The sequence below is a fragment of the Gracilibacillus alcaliphilus genome (assembly GCF_016909015.1).
GTDB classification, from domain to species: Bacteria; Bacillota; Bacilli; order Bacillales; family Amphibacillaceae; genus Gracilibacillus; species Gracilibacillus alcaliphilus.
In genome coordinates, this window is record NZ_JAFBFA010000005.1 from 126,474 (window position 1) to 145,635 (window position 19,162).

Below are 19,162 nucleotides of genomic sequence, written 5' to 3' on the forward strand. Positions count from 1 at the left end.
AGGTGGGAGGTCAATGAACCAAAAGAATGACATTTTAAATGCATGGATTACAATAGAGCAATTATCCGAGGGTTCTATCAACAAAAAGGACAAATCGTTATATCGAATACATAGTGAAACAAATAATTTGCTGGAATTTTTCACGGAATTCTTAAATAGCCATCGACAAAAAACTTCAGAGAAAAACTTCAAAAAGTCTGGAATTGTCATGTACTTTAATATTTTTAACTTCCAAGAAATTATTGATATTTTAAGAAGGCAATATAAGATTCCAGCGACTCATGAAGAAACGAGTAATTCAGATAAATTTGCATTTTGCTTGTATTTTGATAATGAACTGAATTTTTTAGAAGAGAAGTTATTTCTGACAATGAGTGGGTATGTTCGAAAAACAGGGAAACTTCCAAAAGATTTTTTGCAAATCGAAAACAAATTTCGTGAAGAGTTAAGTAAGAAATTTGAAGATAAAGGCTTTAATGATACAATCACTGAGCTTATACAAAAAGATAATGCTACTTATGAGCATTTTCGATATAGGTTTGTTAAAAATTTAGAGTTTAGTGATGCGAACTTACATTCCTTTTTTATCGATGATTTAGAAACAGCGAAGAAAGTAGAAACGGAAAATTTAAAACGTTATTTTAACGGGTATGCTGGAGAACAATTTAACTTGGATAGCCATCAAGAGTCAACAAATTTCAATCCAGACATTTTCGAAGAAATTTTACAACCTGAAAACTATTCATTAGGACGTTTTCCCAGCAACGCTGAACATGCACTTTCGTTTATGCAGCAAACAGCTGTTAATTTGGCATTTAAGAAAAACAATCAGATAAGTAGCGTAAATGGACCTCCAGGAACAGGGAAGACTACGTTGTTGAAGGATATTTTTGCACAGTTAGTTGTGGAGCAAGCTCTAGCCATCTGTCAACAATCAGATAAGCAAATAAAAGGAAGTTTAGTTTATTGGGAACAAGCTCAGCTGGGGGTTTTACCGCAAGCTATTTCTGACAATAATATCGTAGTTGCAAGTTCTAATAATGGTGCAGTCCAAAACATCGTGATGGAGTTGCCAAAACTAAAAGAAATTGGCGTGGAATTTCAGGAGATATTAGAACAAGCCGACTACTTTACCGAAATCTCGAACTCAACATTAGAAGTTGATTATGCAGAAGGCCGACAATTGAAACGCGAACCGCTGGAAAAAGAAAACTGGGGTGTATTTTCATTAGAAGGTGGCGCAGCTAGTAATGTTAACCATTTACTTTTAACAGTTGAATTTATCGAGCAAGATCTTGAGAACGAATATGAAGCAGACCCAAATGTATATAAGAATTTTTTGCAGCTATATAATCAATTGAGAGCGGAAAGAGATCGGATTCAAAAATATAGTGTGGACATGAAATTGCTCTTAAAATTAATAAATCAATATCAAAAGAAAAATTTAAATATAAAACAACTAGAACATGAAAAACGAGTAGCAGTGTCATCATTAGAGACAAAAAACGCACTTGAAATAAAAAATTTGAATGAAAAGAATAATAAACTTCAACATGATTTATTGGATATTTCTAGCCAAATTGAGATGTTGAATGAAGAACAAGCGCAAGCAAAGCGGAATTTTGAAATACTGCGTGAACAAAAGCCGAGCTTATGGTGGTTACAAAAAACGTTTAATCGCTCTAAATCAGCTCAATACATAGAAAAGCTAAATGAAGCAAATGAACAGTTGAATCAAATTGCTGCACAAAAAAAGAATAGCTTAAATAATAAACATGATTTAAATAATGAACGAAAAAATAATGAACAAAAAATAAAGGTGTATCAGAAGCAAGTAGAAAAGGAGAAACGTGATTTTGAACAATGGTTATCAGCACAACAAAAGGAATTACAAAATATAGAACGTAAAATACAATTATTAGAGCAACAAAAGGTCGAAAATGATATTAAAATATTAGATTTTTCGCAAACATATGAAGAGCTGCAATTATCTAATCCCTGGTTTAATAAAGCGTTTCGTACTTTGCAGTCAGAGCTTTTTATAGCGGCATTAAAAGTAAGAAAACAATTTTTATTTGAAAATAAAAAACACTTAAAAGCTGCAAGAAACATTTGGAGCCGACAACCCGAATATAGCTCAAAGAAAAATGGTTCTCAATTGTTGTTAGAATCCTGGCAATGGTTGAATTTTGCTATTCCTGTAGTGAGTACTACTTTTGCAAGTTTCGGTAGAATGTTTAAAAACTTACATGAAAATACCATTAGTAATTTGTTCATTGATGAGGCTGGTCAAGCTCTACCACAAGCAAGTGTAGGAGCCATTTTTAGAAGCAAGAATGTCATGGTTGTAGGAGATCCATCACAAATTAAACCAGTATTGACGTTAGATTCAAACATTTTAAATTTAATTGGCAGAAATTATAATGTTAATGAAAAATTCGTTTCAGCTCATGCGTCGACACAATCCATTATTGATCGAACGAGTGCCTACGGCTACCAGAAAAATGAAGAGGAATGGGTTGGAATTCCGCTTTGGGTACATAGACGTTCAAATTATCCAATGTTTACAATCTCAAATCAAATTTCATATAACGGCCTAATGGTACAAGGAAAGGAAGAAAAGGCAGCCTTCGGACTCTCAAAGTGGTATGATGAAAAAGGAAAAGCAAAGGATAAATTTGTAAAGGAACAGGCGGCATTATTAAAAAATTTAATCAATGATCGTTTGCAAAAAAATCCAAAATTGAAAGATGACATTTATGTTATTTCTCCTTTTAGAAATGTGGCATTTCAGCTAGCAAATCTATTAAAAGATATTGGATTTACAAAGATGGAAAAAGGGAAAGCAACCAATGTAGGAACTGTTCATACTTTTCAAGGAAAAGAAGCGAAGATTGTATACTTTGTACTAGGTGCTGACCATACAAGTAAAGGGGCCGCGAAATGGTCAGTGGATGAACCAAATATGATGAACGTTGCAGCAACTAGGGCTAAAGAGGAGTTTTATGTGATTGGTGATAAGAAATTGTACGCCTCTCTTGGTAGTAAAGTGGCGAATACAACCATTTCAATTATTGATAACTACAATAAGTAATACATTGTAGTTATTATAAAAAAATGCGGGCCTATTCCTTCAGATGACGGAACCTGTTAGAAGATGCTATACTTTGTCTTGATGACATGTCATACCGAGGTTGAAGTAAGAAGGATAGAATAGAAACATGCGTACTGTAGAAGATAACAGAGCAGGCGATAAAAATAGTTAGAAGTTAGGAGGATGTCAAATGATTACTGGAGTAGAATTTGATTTTGTTGTAAAAGACAGCAAAGCAGCACTGGAGCAGTACAAATCTATTTTTGATGTAGAAGTAGTAGAAGCAACCGATTTTAAGGTAGGAAATAATGAAGCAGTATTTACGATCTATGGCACACGTTTTCATATGTTGGATGAAAATCCTGAATATCAATTATTGGCACCGAAAGAGGGAGACACGCAATCTTTTTGGTTTAATATTGCAGTTCCCAACATTCAAGAAACATATGACAAAGCAATGTCCGCTAATGCTACGGAAATCCAGCCTGTCACAAGAATGGAGGAAATGGGCATATCAAATGCCATGTTTTCTGATAGTCATGGATATGTATGGATGCTGCATGAAATTCATCGCGAAGTCTCCTTTGAAGAACGTGTTGATATTTTGAGCAAAGACTTTGAGTAAATGCTTGACATATAGGGTAGAGAACTTTAACAGAAAAAATAACTTTATATCGCATCAGGTTCGTGATAATAGCTGATGTAACGCCTCGAAGTATAACACTCGAGGTTTTTCTTTTTTAGTCGGATACTAGGAAGCGTGACGGTCTGCCATTGAAGGTGTAATTTCTTGAAAATATTATTCTTACTTTAGCGGAATGAATCCACTTAATTTAGCAACAATCTGATCGTCCATTGAAAAAAGGTGTTTCTTTGAAATGATCATAAACAGTGAGATCACTAATAGTGCTAAGTCTAACTCAAATCCTCCTAAGAATCCAGCTTCAAATTTTGTCGTAATAATAGATCCAATCATAACAGCTGCAAATAAGAACGATACTATTTTTATCCCCACACCTAACAACAGCAACATCCCTCCAACTAATTCTATGATTGCTACTACATAGGTCAGAAAAACAGGAATTCCCATCGATTCAAAGGTGGACACTGTTGTAGCAAGGCCTCCTTGAAACTTGTCTAAACCATGAATGAAAAAAGTTACGCCTAAGAATACTCTTAACAAAAGTGTGCCTATTTCCGGTTTATTCATCATGCTAATGACACTCCATTTCTTTGGTTTTTTTGCAGATAATTTCAAACTGACTGGTAGATACAGCCTGTCTTATAAAGTTATGCTTCCCTAACAAAAAATATGTGTGAATACGCACCAAAAACAGAATCACAAGTCTAAAGGATAAAAGCTGATCTCTTTCTCTTGCAAGGACAGGCACTGGTCATCCGCAAGCTTTGACAAGTGCAGAAATCAAGATTAAGTTTAGTATTTAATCTAGGTAAAATGGAGGTGCCACTTATGCCGCTAAAAATAATTCGTAACGATATAACAAAAGTCCACGCAGAGGCAATCGTGAATCCTGCAAACATGGGGAGTCTAAGTGCGTTAATTCCCACGATAAGTCTCGCTTTATATTTTGCTAGAAAAAATCAAAATCCCCAGCCCTGTTTGAAAAGGCTACAAAATTCGCTTTTGACTGGCTGAATACCACTTACGATGACAATACAAGAAAAGACTTTGGTGATATCTTTAATAAATATATTCAAAATTAGTAAAAGAACTTGTTAAAGAATGGCAGAGCTGTTCCTTTCTGCAGAAATATAATTCCGAATGCTTTAGAGATCCATTTTTATAAGCATGTACATTTAATATTAAGCAGGAAAATGTAGAGAATTAGAATAATGGAATTTCAATAGGTATGGATCTGGTGTAAGGAGACACAACGAAAAACTTTTTGTTTCTAAAAAGCGATGCCTTTTTCAAACCATCGTTTGGAAAGGTTGTATAATTTTAACCCCATGAAAAAGTTACTGTCAGATAACGGCTTTTTTATTGCTGTCTGACAGTATCTTTTAAAGTTAAATTAAATACAGCATGTAATAAATCATAAAAACCGTAATAAACAAAGTATCAGTTATGCTCCGAAACCAGACAATCTTTGTTTTTTTCAGCTTTTCTACAGTATAGTTAAAAATGGCATGATAAGCATCCATGATAATAAATATACCTAAAAGAAAAGCGATGATTATGTTACCGGTTAGATTGTAAGCTAATAAATAGATGAGCCAGCTCCTAAAAAAGGCAAAACCTAAGGTGAGCAGAATTACGGTCAAACTTTCTGTCTTTATGTATACTTCTTGAGAGGATATCTCTTGCAGACCTTCATTGACCTGCTTATGCTCACGCAAATATGAAATATTAATGTACAGGAGTATGCACCCATAGATGATGATCAACGGTGCTTGATTTGTTTGAAAAAATTCTATCATTAAGAAAATCCCCCCGCTTGCCCATGATATTTAGATTTGGATCTGAAATCTTCCTTTTATCTCTAAATCAGCCAAATTAAACCCGGCTTTGATTCCATTTGTCAGCCCTTCTTGATAAGTCACTGCAGATTCCTCTACATCTTCTTTGATTAAGCTGTTTTTATGGATGTGCTGCAATACATAGTTAATATGTTTTTCATTTAATTTGTCTGAAGTGTCGAGCATGATGGAAATATAATTTGCGGCTTGTTCATAAGCAAAGCTCATTCCTTCAAACATTCCTTTTTGAAAATCAGGAGCAATGCCTTTCAAGTCTTCCATTGCTTCTTCAGGGATATCATCTTTGTAATAAGTTTCTTGAATGGTCTCGTGCAGATCCTTTTTACTTTGCTCTAGATTATTTTCTGCTAACCTTCGAAAAACCTTCTCTAACTCCTCAAATTTTGTTCTCAGTTTTAACTCCTCCTTTTTATATTCAAAATCTCTAACCATTCTATTTACTACATAGCGATAAGCATTATTCATTCCTTTAGCAATCAGGCGGGATTCTGTGTCTGTATCTTGCATCTGCTCCCTTGTGGATTCCTCCATTTGGATAAAATCTTCAATGCAGTCCTCAATTTTAGCACCACGAAACATTCGTTTTCGATAATCAGTAGTTATTGTGATCACCTCCTATTTTTTAGTTTAACATATATGTAAACAAATGTATACAAAATGTACGTGGATTTATTAAACAATTAAGATGACAATCTGTAACAATAAGGATTTTATATAAAAGCCTACTGTACTAATTGTTTTCAATGTTGCCAAATGAAGCTATGTCTGGATTATTAAGTAGAGTTTCTGCAATTCACTTATAAGTATTAATGACGAGAAGTCTTATACTTTAGAAAATAAAATATACGAGCATATAACAGAAGAGGTAGGTGAGTGGGTTGAAAAAGCCAATTTGTGAATAAAACTCTGCATAGAATGTGAACGGAGCTGGGCATTATTCGGATACATGAAAACAAGTGTAGGTAAGTTGATCGCCCAAATTGGAATATCAACAGGGACATTTTATGACAGTCTCCAGTGCAGAAACAGTACTAACCATATCGATCATATTATTAATTTTCGGTATATGTCTGGTTGATGCGTGAATTCTGATGATGTTTTTATACAAACGTAAGGATAAAAGGGTAATTGTTCCATGGATTTGCACAGGTGCTGGTATATTACTCACGCAAACCTTGTAACAATGTATTAAAAAAGAACAGGAATTTCTCTTTCTGTTCTATGTCGGAAGCTGAATATTCCAGTGTATAATGCAAATCTAAGAATAGCTGCACGATCTTTGGATGGGTAATAATCACCTGTTTAAAAAATAAATGACCTTTATCTATTGTGTTTTCTATACCCAGCATCTGTTCGATTAATTTTTTTTCAGGATAAATCATGCGGCACGTGTAACCACCAGTGCTGGCTGCATAGCCAGTGTGCACTTCTCTGGGATGGAGGATGACTAAATTATTTTTCAGGGCAAAGTGTGTTTGTCCTCGATAGTGAAATCCTTCCACACCATCTTCAATCACACCAATAGCAAATTCGATGTGTGCATGTTTAGAGAAGGCATGGTTAATATAGGTAGCATGCAGACAAGCCATTGCGGTCTAGAGATTTACTTTTCCAAAAATGCACCTGTTCCGTTTGCATGGCAGGATTCATAATAATCTGCCTCCTTTACGCTGAAGAGTTTTCTAATCAATCCAGACAACTAACGTATTTTTTGACAATTTTTAATAAACAGCATAGAGGGATAAAGCCTCCAGAAATGAGGCTTTATCCCGATCTTTCTCTAGTAGTAAAATGCTTATACAGACGATACAGCTTTGATATAGTATACATGATCCATTTGGGGATTTTTTTCGGGAAAAGGGGGTGCTGGTAAAATCGGTAATAAGCCCTTTTCAGGTCATCCCACTGGGTGCAGTTTTTCTCTTGCGAAAAACGTGCCACATCAATAATACGGATATTGCCTTCTTTGGTAATGATAAGATTGTGCAAATGAATATCGGATGGATTTAATCCGGCTTTTTTTGCATATTGCAATCCTTTGTCAACAACTTCTATATCATGAGGTTTTATAGGAATACCTTCTGCTAAGCATTCAAAGAATGTTTTTCCTTCGATAAAATCCATTACTAAGTAGTTTGTCTCAGAATCATAGACAGCAGGGTAATAATGGTTACCATTCAACTTATCATAGTTTTGCTTTTCTTGAATGGCTGTTGTTTCAAACAATGGATAAAAAACTTTCATCACTTTATTTTCATTTTTTATTTTAAATACTGCCGCACTTCTGCCTGTGCCATACAGCTTTAAATCGGGGGAATGTTTTAATACTTCTATGCGCCTGTGTCGTTTGGTAAATAAAACACTGGCTGCATAGTCGTAATATTTAGACGGTCCCATTATTTTTTTAATTTGCCTTTTCTTTTGGCTAATTCTTTTTTGATAAAGGGTATGGCATGCTTCTGTGCTTGTTTTGCTCCTTCTCTTACCACTTTAGACTTTAGAAGTTTAGATAGTTTTGACATTTGATTTCCTCCTTGAAGTTTGTGTGGCAAAAGTTCATAAAAAGAGACCTTTGCCCACAAATTTGGACAAAGGTCTCGCAAGCAACACAATCAATTGGCTGCCAGCAGTGCCGAGGATTTCTCCTGTAATGACGACAGCTGCTATTATGCTACTCCCCTTTGGGATTCATTATTAAAAAATAACTTAATTTATTATATATGCTTGTTTCAGGATGTGCAACTATTAAGTAGATGAATAATTTGTCTATTGTACAAAAGATTAGTATACTTTACAAAAAAAGAAGAAAATGGATAGGTTTCCTTGTATTTAGCTAGTTCTGTACACAGGACTTAGGAAGGAGGGAGAAGCAATGGAGTAGTATAAATATCTGAGACAGTACGTAGGGCATCAACCGATTATTTTACCTGGTTCTGTTGTTATGATTATCAATGAGCAAAATGAAGTGTTACTGCAAAAAAGACATGATGGCTATTGGGGATTGCCGGGGGGTTAATGGATTTAGGCGAAAGTTTTGAAGAGGTAGCTGTAAGAGAAGTGTTTGAAGAAACAGGACTAATCGTAGAAAACTTAACATTACTTCATGTATTTTCTGGTGCGGAACACTATTTCAAAGTTGCCAATGGGGATGAGTTATACTCGGTAACAGCCGTGTATTACACACGAGATGTGAGCGGAGAACTGAAGATTGATTATAACGAATTAGAAACGATGGAGTACTTTTCCATTAATCATTTGCCGGCAGCACTAACCGATGAATATAGAGGCTTTCTTGATTGGTTTAAAAATTGCCAAACAGAATAATACGGACTTAAACTATGAGAGGTGATCAGTCAAGCTGTTAAATAAAGGGGAAAAGAAGAGAATAACCTCCTTTTTCCCTTTTGATAAAGAAAGCTTGTATAAAACGAAACTATATGAAGTGATACATTTTTTATACGTCAATTCCCTCAAAAAATAGCTGCTCCTAGATCATAGAATCATTGAATGGCCTTTAATTTATCCACCCATAAATTTAATTCCTATTCATCCAGCTCCTGCTTGTTCAAGGCTACTTTGTCCTGCTGGTTTTGAGCCTCTATACTGCGTTTCACCAAATCAAAGAAGATTTCTTCCTCCGAATCTCCAGCTTCAGATCTTTCCTCATTTACTGCTTCTTCACTGTTTGACTTATCCTGGTTCTCGTCAGGATCATTAGAGCTTGTCTTCTCTTTATTGCAAGCACTGAAGAGGAGGAAGAATACAAAAATAACTGCTGTTTTTCTAATCATAGCTAGCCCCTTTCACTGTTTTTACCATTCGTACTATACCGTATTTATACCATTTTTACATATATTTTTGGTTGAAGGATTCGGTATTATCCATTACCTAGTGGCGGTTTGATCCGAGAAGAGGAAGTAGAACTTGTAAGGGAGAGGCTGCTCAACGCTTATGAATAATCTCGGACGTCCGCGTTGTGAAATATTAAATGATGGAGGCAGATCATGAATCCTATTATTAAACTTGACCATGTTTACAAGCGATATACGTCAGGGGATACGGAAATTTTAGTATTGAAAAATATAAACTATCAGATAGAAAAAGGAGAGTTTGTCATTATCCTCGGTGCAAGCGGAGCGGGTAAAACCACTGTTCTTTACCTGTTTGCCTTGTATCAAGCAAAGGAAGAGCGTAATACAGTCAGTATCTATCAGGGCGGTGCAGTTACTTAAGCTTGTTTGCTGATCGGATGAAATGACCGTCTTACCTTACGGGAGGGAGTCACCGTGTCAATTATATTCCTTGTGTTTCATGAATAATCAGTGAAAACGAAAAAATGATCCAAGTCTCATTTCAGTTGTGTAAATGAAATTCCTTGGTGATTTCCTCGGAACAACGTATAATATAGAATAAGCCAATTTGCTTAATTATGTGGAGGGACATCTTGTGAGGGAAGCCATTCTATTACTTGTCGACATTATTAATGATATTCATGATGTAATTGCCGCTGTATTTGGTGTCAATATGACCGATAAACAACTGCATTTTTGGGTTTTTGGTATTTTAGGGATTATTATGTTCTTTTTCGTGTATGTGATGTTTAAGATTATCTCCAAAATGAGATGGAGCATCGTTATTCTTTCCTTTTTGTATACATTTACGGTAATTGTTGTCTTAGTATTTGCCATTGAAATCCAGCAAGCATATACACAGCGGGGGAATATGGAATTTGCAGATGCCGTGATGGGATTATGGGGCTATATTGTATTTTTTGCTGTATATGCAGTTATTGCCTTTATTATCTATATGATTGTACAATTATATAAAAAGGGCCGCGATGACAATCGAGGCAGACACGCACGTTAAACGATTAAGATATTTGTTGGAAACTCTTCATTATAAGAACAGTTATCAGGTTAAGAATGATAGCTGTTTTTTTGGAGAAGAATCATTTTCTCGAAATGCCCCTTTTACAGAGTTTTTCGCAAGACTGAACCACATCAAGAGATCCCCAAGTGATCTATGTGTTTTCCTTATGGAGTAATCTTCTCTTTAAAACCAGCAAGCATAAGCTCCATCCCAAATTGGAACTCTTTATCCATGTCTGGAATGGTTAGATGAATGGGAGGTTCTGTCACTCCTACAGGGTTTGTGGAGGTTTTTTTGGCTATTTCTGCAAAGCGGTATTCCTCTAGAATGAATGAAATCAAATAATTGTTAAAAAACCACAAAGCCGAAAAGGCATCTTCATGACTCATCCCGATATCTTTAAACATATCAAGAATATTTTGAATAAGCTGAATGCGGTAAGGAGTGGTGGGGGCTGTTTCAGCTAATACAGTGGCAGAATCTCGAATAGATAAGAGTTTATCTCGCCAAGCATTCCCTAACTGCATTAATTGTTTCTCCCAAGCTAATTCTTTATCTGGAAGCTGGATATCTTTACATATTTCATCCGCCACTAATTCAAGTAATTCATTTTTATTTTTGATATGCCAATAAAGAGAGGCACTCTTAATTCCTAATTTTTCTGCTACTTTTCTTATTGTAATACTTTTATAACCTTCCGCATGAAGTATCTCTAGAGTGACTTGTACAATTTTTATTTGATCTAACATTTTATGATGGACATTATTTTGTTTAGTCATAGTATTTCCTCCCATTAAGATGCATTTCGAGTCATACAAGGGTTTTGGTGCCGGGCTAGCTAGGAACCTTTAATAATGGACGTCTACCCTTAGATGTTACAAAAATTTTCAATCCTTTCTTGACATTATAACATTTTTGGGTTAACCTATCAATGATAGTTAATCTATCGTTGATAGGTTTGGGCGGAATAAAATGCGAATTAAGGAGGAAATTGATGATGAGAAATAAGTTGATCTATGCGGCATTAATCTGTTTAATTACCATGATTGGTTTGGAACTAGGTGGAGCGATTTATGAAGGAGTTGTCGTTGCTTCACAATGGAGTGCCCATCCACCAGCCTCTTTTGCTATTCTTCAAGGATCGTATGCATTACCAGTTGAGCACTTTTGGATACCTCTTCATATGATCGTTCAAGTTCTGACTATTCTTGTTTTAATTTTATGTTGGAAGTACTACAGGGTGAGAAACTTGGTGTTTGTTATTATCGGGTTGTATCTTTTGTTACGAATCCCTACGTTTCTTTATTTTATTCCTGAGTTAGCCGTATTTTCCACTACAGAACCAGTTGCTGCCTTTTCCAAAGAACTAAAAGAACGTGCAGATATGTGGGTGAATCTCAGTATGATTAGAACCATGATTATTGCAAGTGTGTATGTGCTTGGCTGGATAGCTCTTAGTCAATTCAAACAGCAAGAAATACGGAATAATTAGAGGTGATGTCGTATTTTCTTAAGCATCAGTAGGGCATAAAATCCCTTACTGATGCAAATCTTATTTTACATTATAAGAAAACAAGCGTTTACAGATTATAGTATAATCCAGTTTTTTTAATTAATATTTTGGAAGAATATCAGGTTAGACTTCTCGAACCCATTTTTTATGTCCCTCATATTTCTTCCTTTCATGAAAGAAACGTCATTTCATCGTGTTTCATTCATCCCATTAGATTGCTCCATTCGTTGCTTAGCTGTCTGTTCCACAGCTTTTATCACGATTTCAGTCTAAAAAAAGTACCACTCACATCATTATAAGTACCATTCACCACAACTTCCCCGCAATTCACGCTAGATATAATGCGGTTGTTTCTATCCTCCCTTATGCTAGAGTCAGCAAATCGAATAAGGGAGGCATTAATATGAAAAAATCGCTGCAAATTATGGTGGCTGTTGTAATGTTGTTGCTGGCAATCTTCCCATCTCTAGTCATTTATGATGGTTTATCGCAAGCCTTACCTATACTGCCAAATTATCGAGCACCTGATTGGATGATGCCAGCTGGGTTTATAAGCATAGCTTTGATTATCATTCTTGCTTTTTTGATCAGTAAACTTGGGAAATAAAAAATGCGATATTATTCATTTCCATTTCGAAAATTAGCTAATTGTCCGTAAACTCCCCACTTCCAGGTTTGGAGAGATATCAAAGAAGTTAAAGTGAAGAGTACGGACGCTACCCCGATAAGTCTCACTTTATGTTAATCGGTTGGCAATCATTGTTTTATTAGTTATTTTTGCGTTATCATTAAAGAAAAAATGAAGCTGAGGAGAATGAGGATGGTTTTCTCTTTTAACCAATTATCTCAGATTGAACAGAACACGATCATACTCCCAGAACTTAGTCTGTCTGTGGCTAAGGGGGAGATTATTGCTGTTCAAACAGAGAGTGAATATATACAACGTCTGCTTGATCTATTGAATCACCCGCACACAGTAAAAAAAGGAATGATCACTCTGCCGGAAGCTGGATTTCAGGCGGTGTACATGTTCCAACAAGTAGATGGTTTATACAAACGGCTGACGGTTCGGCAAATACTAAACTTCTGGAACCGATTATATCAACAGGAAGTTGATATAGAGGTAATCTTGAATCTGTGTGAACTGCAATTGTGTGTTTCTAAAAAGGTCAAACAGCTGACTATATCAGAACGACGCCGTTTATTATTTTCGTTGGCACTTATTCAGCCTACCGAAGTATATATTTTCGAAGATCCTTCCCATAATCTGGATCTTCAGTCCAAACACGTTCTCCATAATTTGTTGATCCACCTTGCGGGCCGTGGCGGAGCCGTTCTTTTGTTCACACCAACATTGGAAGAAGCGATTCGGCTAGGGGATATCGTCTATCGCTATTCGGAACGAGGCACCCAGAGAATGGAAGCGGATGGGGAAGATACCGAAGCAGATCAAGAGGAAGAAGAGACCAGTGCACAGGTCCCATTTGAGAAAATAAGTGCCAAAGTAGAGGACAAAATTATTCTTTTTCATCCTTTGGAAATTGATTATATTGAAGCACGTGATGGACAGACTTTTCTGTTTGTCAATAATGAGGAGTTTGCCTCGTCTAATACGATTAAAACATTAGAAGAACGGCTGCAGGCATTTGGTTTTTTTCGCTGTCATCGTTCTTATCTAGTTAATTTACAACGGGTGCGTGAAATTATTATTTGGAGTAAAAACAGCTATAGTCTGAGTTTGGATAATGTCTCCAAAAGTACCATTCCCTTATCTAAGGGCAATTACAGCAAATTAAAAGAATTAATCCAGTTATGATAGCGTGGGAAAGAGAGGAAGTAACATATGCAGAGGCAGCAGTGGAAAGCTTTGCTTTATAAAGATTTATGTGATTTGCGTTGGAATGGTCAGATTCTTTTTAATACCTTGATTGCGTTTGTTTTCATTATGATTTTTCCGATGATTCCAGGACAACAAGTCCCGCTATCCTTTCTTATTGCCTTTGTTCTTGCGCTAGTGACGACATTGATGCAGGGAAATATGGTAGTGGAGGAATATGAGCAAAAAACGAAGCAACGGCTGTTTCAGGCGAATATTTCACCGTGGGGGATCATTCTGTCCAAAATGATGCTGACTTTTATGGCAACATCTATTATCTTGCTGATCTTGGTCTTCACTTATACAAGGTCTTTCCTTGAAGGAATCGGAAGTTTTCTTATGGCTTTGCCATTGGTGATTATCTTACTCTTTATGAGTACGGTCTTAGGGATGAAATCAAAGAATACAATTGAAGTCAGCTTGTATGGGGTGCCATTTATGTTGCTGTACTTTTTTATCGAAGGATTGATGATGAATAGTGATCAAAGTGAATTAAAATGGCTGGCCATTTTTCCAAACTACCATTTGCATTATGGTATTGTACACCTCCATCTGCAGCAGTCATTTATGCCCTATCTTATCGTTCCATTACTTTGGATGGCGGTAATCATCCTTTTATTTGCCATTTGGTTTAGAAAAAGACACCATTCCTGATAAGATGGAGTAAGAGTATATGATAATGGGGGGCAGACGATGAAATTATTATTGATTGGTGCTAATGGAACGATTGGATCGATTGTTCGAGAAGAAATGAAGAAAGAGGCAGAGATTATTACTGCCGGGAGACACCATGCCGATATATCTGTTGATATCACATCCATAGAGAGTATCAAACAAATGTATAAAGACGTGGGAAAAGTGGATGCAGTTGTCAATACGGCAGGAGCGGCACATTTTGCTCCTTTGCAGAAGATGACTCCCGAGCAAAACCAAGTGGCTGTAAATAGTAAGCTATTAGGACAAGTGAACTTAGTGATATTAGGAATGGACGCCGTTACAGATAATGGAAGCTTTACGTTGACCACAGGTGTGCTGATGGATGATCCGATTAAACAAGCGGCCTCAGCAGCCATGGCCAATGGCGGGGTTCGCGCCTTTGTCCAATCAGCTGCTATTGAAATGCCGCGTGGTTTACGAATCAATCATGTTAGTCCAACGATGCTGGAGGTTTCAGCGGAAAAGTATGGTTCGTTGTTCCAAGGGTTTGAGCCTGCTTCATCTGAGAGGATTGGTTTGGCTTACCGAAAAAGTATAATGGGAGCACAGACAGGAAAAGGGTTTTATGTCTATTAGAATCACTCCCTAAAGAGATTGTTCAAAGGGTGGAAAAGAGCTAGAAACCTGAAACAAAATATAATGGAGGGACATATGTGAGGTTATTATTAATTGGTGCCACGGGCACGATTGGATCGATTGTCCACGAAGAATTGAAAGAAGACGCCGAAATTATTACCGCCGGGATAGATCAAGCAGATCTCCTGGTTGATATGACTTCAACAGAGAGTATTACGCAAATGTATAAGCAGACTGGAACTGTAGATGCGGTCATCAATACAGCAGGTATAGAACATTACGGTTTATTGCAAGAGATGACCCCAGAACAAAATCAAATCGCTGTCCAAAGTAAGCTGTTAGGACAAATCAATCTGGTGCTGCTTGGGATGGACACCTTATCAGATAATGGCAGTTTTACGCTGACGACAGGCATTTTAATGGATGATCCAATTGTAAAAGGGGCTTCCGCCGCAATGGCCAATGGGGGAATCCGAGCCTTTGTCCAAACGGCGGCTTTAGAGCTGCCTCGGGGTTTAAGAATCAACCACGTTAGTCCAAGTATACTGGAAGCTTCCGTAGAAAAGAATGGTGCCATGTTCCAAGGATTTGAGCCAGTTTCAGCTAAACGGGTGGGCTTGGCTTACCGAAAAAGTATAATGGGAGCACAGACAGGAAAAGGGTTTTATGTCTATTAGGCTGAAATAAGATCAATAAAAATCAAGATGATGTAATGTATCATCTTGATTTTTATGCTATGAATCCTCTTCTGTGAATTTTTTCAGTGCAGCTAACTTATCATCCCAATAATGCTCAAAAAAGAGCAGGTAGTCTTGTATTTCCATTAATGGTTCGGCAGTAAGTATAAAACGAGTTTCACGGCCAATTTTCCGGCTATGCACCAGTCCAGAAGTGGAAAGGATATGAAGATGCTTATTAACCGCAGTACGGCTGATTGGATAGTTATCTGTTATTTCAGCAATCGACATTTCCTTTTCAGCAAGTAATTGCAACATACTTCGACGTGTAGGATCTGCCAGTGCTTGAAAGACATCGTGTTTTGCTTGAGTGGTCACACTTATCCCTCAATATATGCCGGCAACTTTTCTTGTACGATTTTGTCCCAGCCGTCTGCCATAAAACCACGAACGAATCGATGTGGTTGGCCAAATTCTGTTTCTTTTTCTGCATCCCATCCTGCGTGAATTAAGGTAAACTCCGTTTTTTCTGCCGATAATTTTTTTAATTGAAAAGTAAGATGCCAATCTTTTCCCCAATCAAAGCCGATTTTGTGCGGTGGGTCAAGTTCAGTTACTTTACAAGGTGAATCACCGTAGTTGCCTGTATGAAGTACAAATTCATGACCTAAAACAGGTTCAAGAGTACTAGCCATATAAGAAGTGGATGATAAATGAGTACTTGACATTAAATAGTGAATAGATGAATAATGAGGAGGATTTATATCTATGCTTTTGAATGAAAAGGTGGGGGTAATATGCGTGTAACAACAAAAAGGATTGCAGAAGAATTAGGTCTATCTATGGCGACAGTGGATCGAGTGTTGAACAATAGACAAGGGGTTAGTGCAAAAACCGTTGAGAAAGTAAAAGCGAAAGCACAAGAGTTGGGCTACAGATCAAATAAGGCAGCTAAATTTTTGGCTACACAAAAAATTACAAATGTTGCATTTATACTTCCTAAATTTCCTGATTATTTTTGGAATGACTTAAATCACGAGATAACAGAAGGAGCCAAGTTATATGAAGATTTCGGACTAAGGGTAGATGTACATCGTGTGGATACCGTGCCCGTTAATCATCAAGTGGAATATATGAAAGAATTAGTTCTTGCCAAAAAATATGAAGCCATCGTTATAGCTGCTCATGATACCAAGCTTTTAGAGCCAATTATTAACCAGGCAATAAAGCAAAATATAGCGGTGTTTACCATTAATACAGATGTACCTCATAGTGAGCGGATTGCCTATGTAGGCAGTGATTATTATGATTTTGGCTATTTAGCGGGGGAATTAATCCATTTATTCACCAAAAAAGCATCTAATGTAATTTTAATTAGAGAGACAGAAAACACGTTTCAAATGATTAATAAAGAAAAAGGATTTAAAGATTATTTTAATAAAATGGACAAAAAAGTTCGAATAGTAGATATAAAGTATGATACAACAGCCTATATTGAAGAAGAACAACTGGAAGAACTGCTGGATCGATATATTTATACCATCATGCAAGCTGATGCCATCTATATTGCAGGTGGTTTGCTGGACAAAATTATTCAGATAGTGGATAAATGGGAGAAGAGACCAATTTTGATTGGTCATGATATTAACGAGGAAATATATCAAGCTTTTCAAAGGGATCTTATAACAGCTTCTATCTGTCAAGATCCGGTAGCACAGGCTACATTTACTATAAAGAAAATATATACGTATTTGCTAGAAGAAAATATTCCACCTGTTTCTTCACATATTGTTAAACCTGAAATAGTTATGAAATCAAACGCAAAATATTATCTTAAAAATAAGAAATAATAAAAAATGATTGACGTACCTCATTTGTTGTTTTATAATCTTTTACATACTAAAATTTGATGAAAACACTTACTTATTGTGTTATTCATCTGTTTTTTTAAGTAAAACTGAGGTACGTACATCATTAGTGGGATTTTATGGAGGTGTAAGAAAGTTAATAGTGGTATGCAAGAAAAAAATACATTTAGGAGGACAAAGATGAGATTTAAAATACCTTTTGTGTTGTTAATTTTGTTAAGTTTACTAGCAGCTTGTGGTTCTAATGGAAGCGATGACAATAATGGAGACCAAGTAGTATTAGATATATTCAATATTAAAGTGGAAACGACGGAACAATTAGATAATTTAATAGACATTTACGAAAGCGAAAATGAAAATATAAAGATTAATGTGACTACAGTTGGCGGAGGACAAGATGCTGCTTCCGCTTTACAAGCAAAATTCTCTTCTAATGAAGAACCTTCTATTTTCTTATTGGGTGGATTATCTGATGTAGAAAAATATCAAGATTATTTATTAGACGTTTCTGATATGGAAAGTGCGATTCAAGCGATAGACGGGACGTTAAATGGTGTATCAATTGATGACACGCCTTATGGTATTCCATTAAATATCGAAGGGTACGGATGGATGATTAACAAAGATATTTTTGAAAGAGCTGGCGTAGAGCCTGACTCAATTGATAGTTATGAAACCTTTGTTGAGGCAGTGGAAGTCATCGATTCCCAAAAAGAAGAATTAGGAATAGACGCAGTCTTTGGGTTCAGCGGAATGGAAGACTGGGTAGTAAGTCAATTTTCCAGTCACTTCACCAGTCCTGAATTCGATCATGATGAAGCAGTTGGTTATGAATCAGATGAATTGAATTTTGAGTATGGAGATCGGATGAAAGAATATACAGATTTAGTCAATCAATATAACATACAGCCTATCTTATCTTTGGATTATAGTACGTCAGTAGAAGAATTGTTTACCAACGAGCGAGTTGCAATGGTACATCAAGGTAACTGGATTGTACCTTCTTTAAACAGTATGGATGAAAGTTTTGCAGAAGAAAAGTTAAGTATCTTGCCTTTATTTGTGGAATCAGATGAAGAAGGAAAGATAATAGCAGGACCATCTTGGTATTGGGGAATTAATGGAGAAAAAGATGAAGAAGAAGTAGAAGAAGCAAAGAAATTTCTTGATTGGATGTACACCTCTGAAACTGGCAAGGAATTAATTACGGAAGACTTTCAATATATACCTGCTCATGAAGGATATGATACAGATATGATTACAGATCCTACATCGGCAGAAATATATGAGATGGTGTTAGATGAACAAGTAGGGATGTGGGCTAATAATCAATATCCAGATGGATTTTTCTCCGTAGCTTTATTTCCTGAATTTCAAAAATATTTAGATGGACAAAAAAATTGGGAAGAGTTTGAAGAAACAATTAGCCAATCATTTACGGAGATGCGTTAAAGCTTTCCTGGTTGATGG

The 19,162-nt window shown here is 36.2% G+C and carries 24 protein-coding genes; 14 read left to right on the forward strand and 10 right to left on the reverse strand.

Translation table 11 applies throughout. The features are described 5' to 3' along the window. Window positions 1-13 precede the first annotated feature (13 nt). Together JOD18_RS05865 and JOD18_RS05870 are read left to right on the forward strand one after the other, a co-directional pair. Complete coding sequence (locus JOD18_RS05865) at window positions 14-3,094, forward strand: DEAD/DEAH box helicase (protein WP_204668007.1); 3,081 nt, start codon at window positions 14-16, stop codon at window positions 3,092-3,094. 190 nt (window positions 3,095-3,284) lie between these two features. After that, window positions 3,285-3,719 carry a VOC family protein gene (locus tag JOD18_RS05870; protein ID WP_204668008.1) on the forward strand — a complete coding sequence of 145 codons (435 nt, stop codon included), beginning with the start codon at window positions 3,285-3,287 and terminating at the stop codon, window positions 3,717-3,719. 180 nt (window positions 3,720-3,899) lie between these two features. Here the strand turns inward: JOD18_RS05870 and JOD18_RS05875 are convergent, their stop codons facing one another. Further along, window positions 3,900-4,307, reverse strand: coding sequence for a DoxX family protein (locus JOD18_RS05875; protein ID WP_338029494.1), 408 nt, complete (start codon window positions 4,305-4,307; stop codon window positions 3,900-3,902). Window positions 4,308-4,711: 404 nt separating this feature from the next. On the opposite strand from JOD18_RS05875, the gene JOD18_RS05880 reads away from it, so the two are divergent. Beyond that, the gene (locus JOD18_RS05880; protein ID WP_275582969.1) at window positions 4,712-4,819 is read left to right on the forward strand and encodes a YvbH-like oligomerization domain-containing protein; all 108 of its coding nucleotides are present in this window, start codon (window positions 4,712-4,714) and stop codon (window positions 4,817-4,819) included. Between the two features lie 306 nt (window positions 4,820-5,125). Here the strand turns inward: JOD18_RS05880 and JOD18_RS05885 are convergent, their stop codons facing one another. From JOD18_RS05885 to JOD18_RS24575, 5 genes are all read right to left on the reverse strand, one after another. Continuing rightward, entirely contained in the window at window positions 5,126-5,536 is a 411-nt protein-coding gene (locus tag JOD18_RS05885; RefSeq protein ID WP_204668009.1) for a hypothetical protein, read from the reverse strand. Between the two features lie 30 nt (window positions 5,537-5,566). Further along, window positions 5,567-6,127 carry a hypothetical protein gene (locus tag JOD18_RS05890; RefSeq protein ID WP_204668010.1) on the reverse strand — a complete coding sequence of 187 codons (561 nt, stop codon included), beginning with the start codon at window positions 6,125-6,127 and terminating at the stop codon, window positions 5,567-5,569. Window positions 6,128-6,756: 629 nt separating this feature from the next. After that, on the reverse strand, window positions 6,757-7,185 hold the full coding sequence (locus JOD18_RS05895; RefSeq protein ID WP_204668011.1) for an AraC family ligand binding domain-containing protein: 429 nt from the start codon (window positions 7,183-7,185) through the stop codon (window positions 6,757-6,759). A gap of 175 nt (window positions 7,186-7,360) precedes the next feature. Further along, window positions 7,361-7,840: an RIO1 family regulatory kinase/ATPase domain-containing protein gene (locus JOD18_RS05900; protein WP_239587945.1), complete on the reverse strand. Its 480-nt coding sequence runs from the start codon at window positions 7,838-7,840 to the stop codon at window positions 7,361-7,363. A gap of 152 nt (window positions 7,841-7,992) precedes the next feature. Beyond that, window positions 7,993-8,118, reverse strand: a complete 126-nt coding sequence (locus tag JOD18_RS24575; RefSeq protein ID WP_275582965.1) for a hypothetical protein — start codon at window positions 8,116-8,118, stop codon at window positions 7,993-7,995. Between the two features lie 493 nt (window positions 8,119-8,611). On the opposite strand from JOD18_RS24575, the gene JOD18_RS05905 reads away from it, so the two are divergent. Next, window positions 8,612-8,920, forward strand: a complete 309-nt coding sequence (locus JOD18_RS05905; protein ID WP_338029495.1) for an NUDIX domain-containing protein — start codon at window positions 8,612-8,614, stop codon at window positions 8,918-8,920. A 218-nt stretch (window positions 8,921-9,138) separates the two neighbouring features. Here JOD18_RS05905 and JOD18_RS05910 read toward each other — a convergent pair whose 3' ends face one another. Beyond that, window positions 9,139-9,387 carry a hypothetical protein gene (locus JOD18_RS05910; protein ID WP_204668013.1) on the reverse strand — a complete coding sequence of 83 codons (249 nt, stop codon included), beginning with the start codon at window positions 9,385-9,387 and terminating at the stop codon, window positions 9,139-9,141. A gap of 213 nt (window positions 9,388-9,600) precedes the next feature. On the opposite strand from JOD18_RS05910, the gene JOD18_RS24580 reads away from it, so the two are divergent. Both JOD18_RS24580 and JOD18_RS05920 read left to right on the forward strand, forming a co-directional pair. Then, window positions 9,601-9,828: an ATP-binding cassette domain-containing protein gene (locus tag JOD18_RS24580; RefSeq protein ID WP_204668014.1), complete on the forward strand. Its 228-nt coding sequence runs from the start codon at window positions 9,601-9,603 to the stop codon at window positions 9,826-9,828. 214 nt (window positions 9,829-10,042) lie between these two features. Then, window positions 10,043-10,462, forward strand: coding sequence for a hypothetical protein (locus tag JOD18_RS05920; protein WP_204668015.1), 420 nt, complete (start codon window positions 10,043-10,045; stop codon window positions 10,460-10,462). Window positions 10,463-10,629: 167 nt separating this feature from the next. On the opposite strand, the gene JOD18_RS05925 is transcribed toward JOD18_RS05920, so the two are convergent. Beyond that, window positions 10,630-11,244: a TetR/AcrR family transcriptional regulator C-terminal domain-containing protein gene (locus JOD18_RS05925; RefSeq protein WP_204668016.1), complete on the reverse strand. Its 615-nt coding sequence runs from the start codon at window positions 11,242-11,244 to the stop codon at window positions 10,630-10,632. A gap of 215 nt (window positions 11,245-11,459) precedes the next feature. Here JOD18_RS05925 and JOD18_RS05930 point away from each other — a divergent pair, with 215 nt between their 5' ends. The 6 genes from JOD18_RS05930 (at window position 11,460) to JOD18_RS05955 (ending at window position 15,824) form a co-directional block, all read left to right on the forward strand. Then, window positions 11,460-11,957 carry a hypothetical protein gene (locus JOD18_RS05930; RefSeq protein ID WP_204668017.1) on the forward strand — a complete coding sequence of 166 codons (498 nt, stop codon included), beginning with the start codon at window positions 11,460-11,462 and terminating at the stop codon, window positions 11,955-11,957. A 424-nt stretch (window positions 11,958-12,381) separates the two neighbouring features. After that, window positions 12,382-12,585 carry a hypothetical protein gene (locus tag JOD18_RS05935; RefSeq protein WP_204668018.1) on the forward strand — a complete coding sequence of 68 codons (204 nt, stop codon included), beginning with the start codon at window positions 12,382-12,384 and terminating at the stop codon, window positions 12,583-12,585. 213 nt (window positions 12,586-12,798) lie between these two features. Further along, window positions 12,799-13,794, forward strand: coding sequence for a LytTR family transcriptional regulator DNA-binding domain-containing protein (locus JOD18_RS05940; RefSeq protein ID WP_204668019.1), 996 nt, complete (start codon window positions 12,799-12,801; stop codon window positions 13,792-13,794). A 27-nt stretch (window positions 13,795-13,821) separates the two neighbouring features. Continuing rightward, a complete protein-coding gene (locus JOD18_RS05945; protein ID WP_204668020.1) occupies window positions 13,822-14,508 on the forward strand; it encodes an ABC transporter permease in 687 nt (228 codons plus the stop codon). A gap of 39 nt (window positions 14,509-14,547) precedes the next feature. Next, window positions 14,548-15,147 carry a short chain dehydrogenase gene (locus JOD18_RS05950; RefSeq protein WP_204668021.1) on the forward strand — a complete coding sequence of 200 codons (600 nt, stop codon included), beginning with the start codon at window positions 14,548-14,550 and terminating at the stop codon, window positions 15,145-15,147. A 77-nt stretch (window positions 15,148-15,224) separates the two neighbouring features. Further along, a complete protein-coding gene (locus JOD18_RS05955; RefSeq protein ID WP_204668022.1) occupies window positions 15,225-15,824 on the forward strand; it encodes a short chain dehydrogenase in 600 nt (199 codons plus the stop codon). 57 nt (window positions 15,825-15,881) lie between these two features. On the opposite strand, the gene JOD18_RS05960 is transcribed toward JOD18_RS05955, so the two are convergent. Both JOD18_RS05960 and JOD18_RS05965 read right to left on the reverse strand, forming a co-directional pair. Beyond that, window positions 15,882-16,202: a metalloregulator ArsR/SmtB family transcription factor gene (locus JOD18_RS05960; RefSeq protein WP_204668023.1), complete on the reverse strand. Its 321-nt coding sequence runs from the start codon at window positions 16,200-16,202 to the stop codon at window positions 15,882-15,884. Between the two features lie 2 nt (window positions 16,203-16,204). After that, on the reverse strand, window positions 16,205-16,519 hold the full coding sequence (locus JOD18_RS05965) for an SRPBCC family protein (RefSeq protein WP_239587946.1): 315 nt from the start codon (window positions 16,517-16,519) through the stop codon (window positions 16,205-16,207). A gap of 102 nt (window positions 16,520-16,621) precedes the next feature. On the opposite strand from JOD18_RS05965, the gene JOD18_RS05970 reads away from it, so the two are divergent. Together JOD18_RS05970 and JOD18_RS05975 are read left to right on the forward strand one after the other, a co-directional pair. Continuing rightward, on the forward strand, window positions 16,622-17,674 hold the full coding sequence (locus JOD18_RS05970) for a LacI family DNA-binding transcriptional regulator (RefSeq protein WP_204668025.1): 1,053 nt from the start codon (window positions 16,622-16,624) through the stop codon (window positions 17,672-17,674). A 198-nt stretch (window positions 17,675-17,872) separates the two neighbouring features. Beyond that, entirely contained in the window at window positions 17,873-19,144 is a 1,272-nt protein-coding gene (locus JOD18_RS05975) for an ABC transporter substrate-binding protein (protein WP_204668026.1), read from the forward strand. Window positions 19,145-19,162 lie beyond the last annotated feature (18 nt).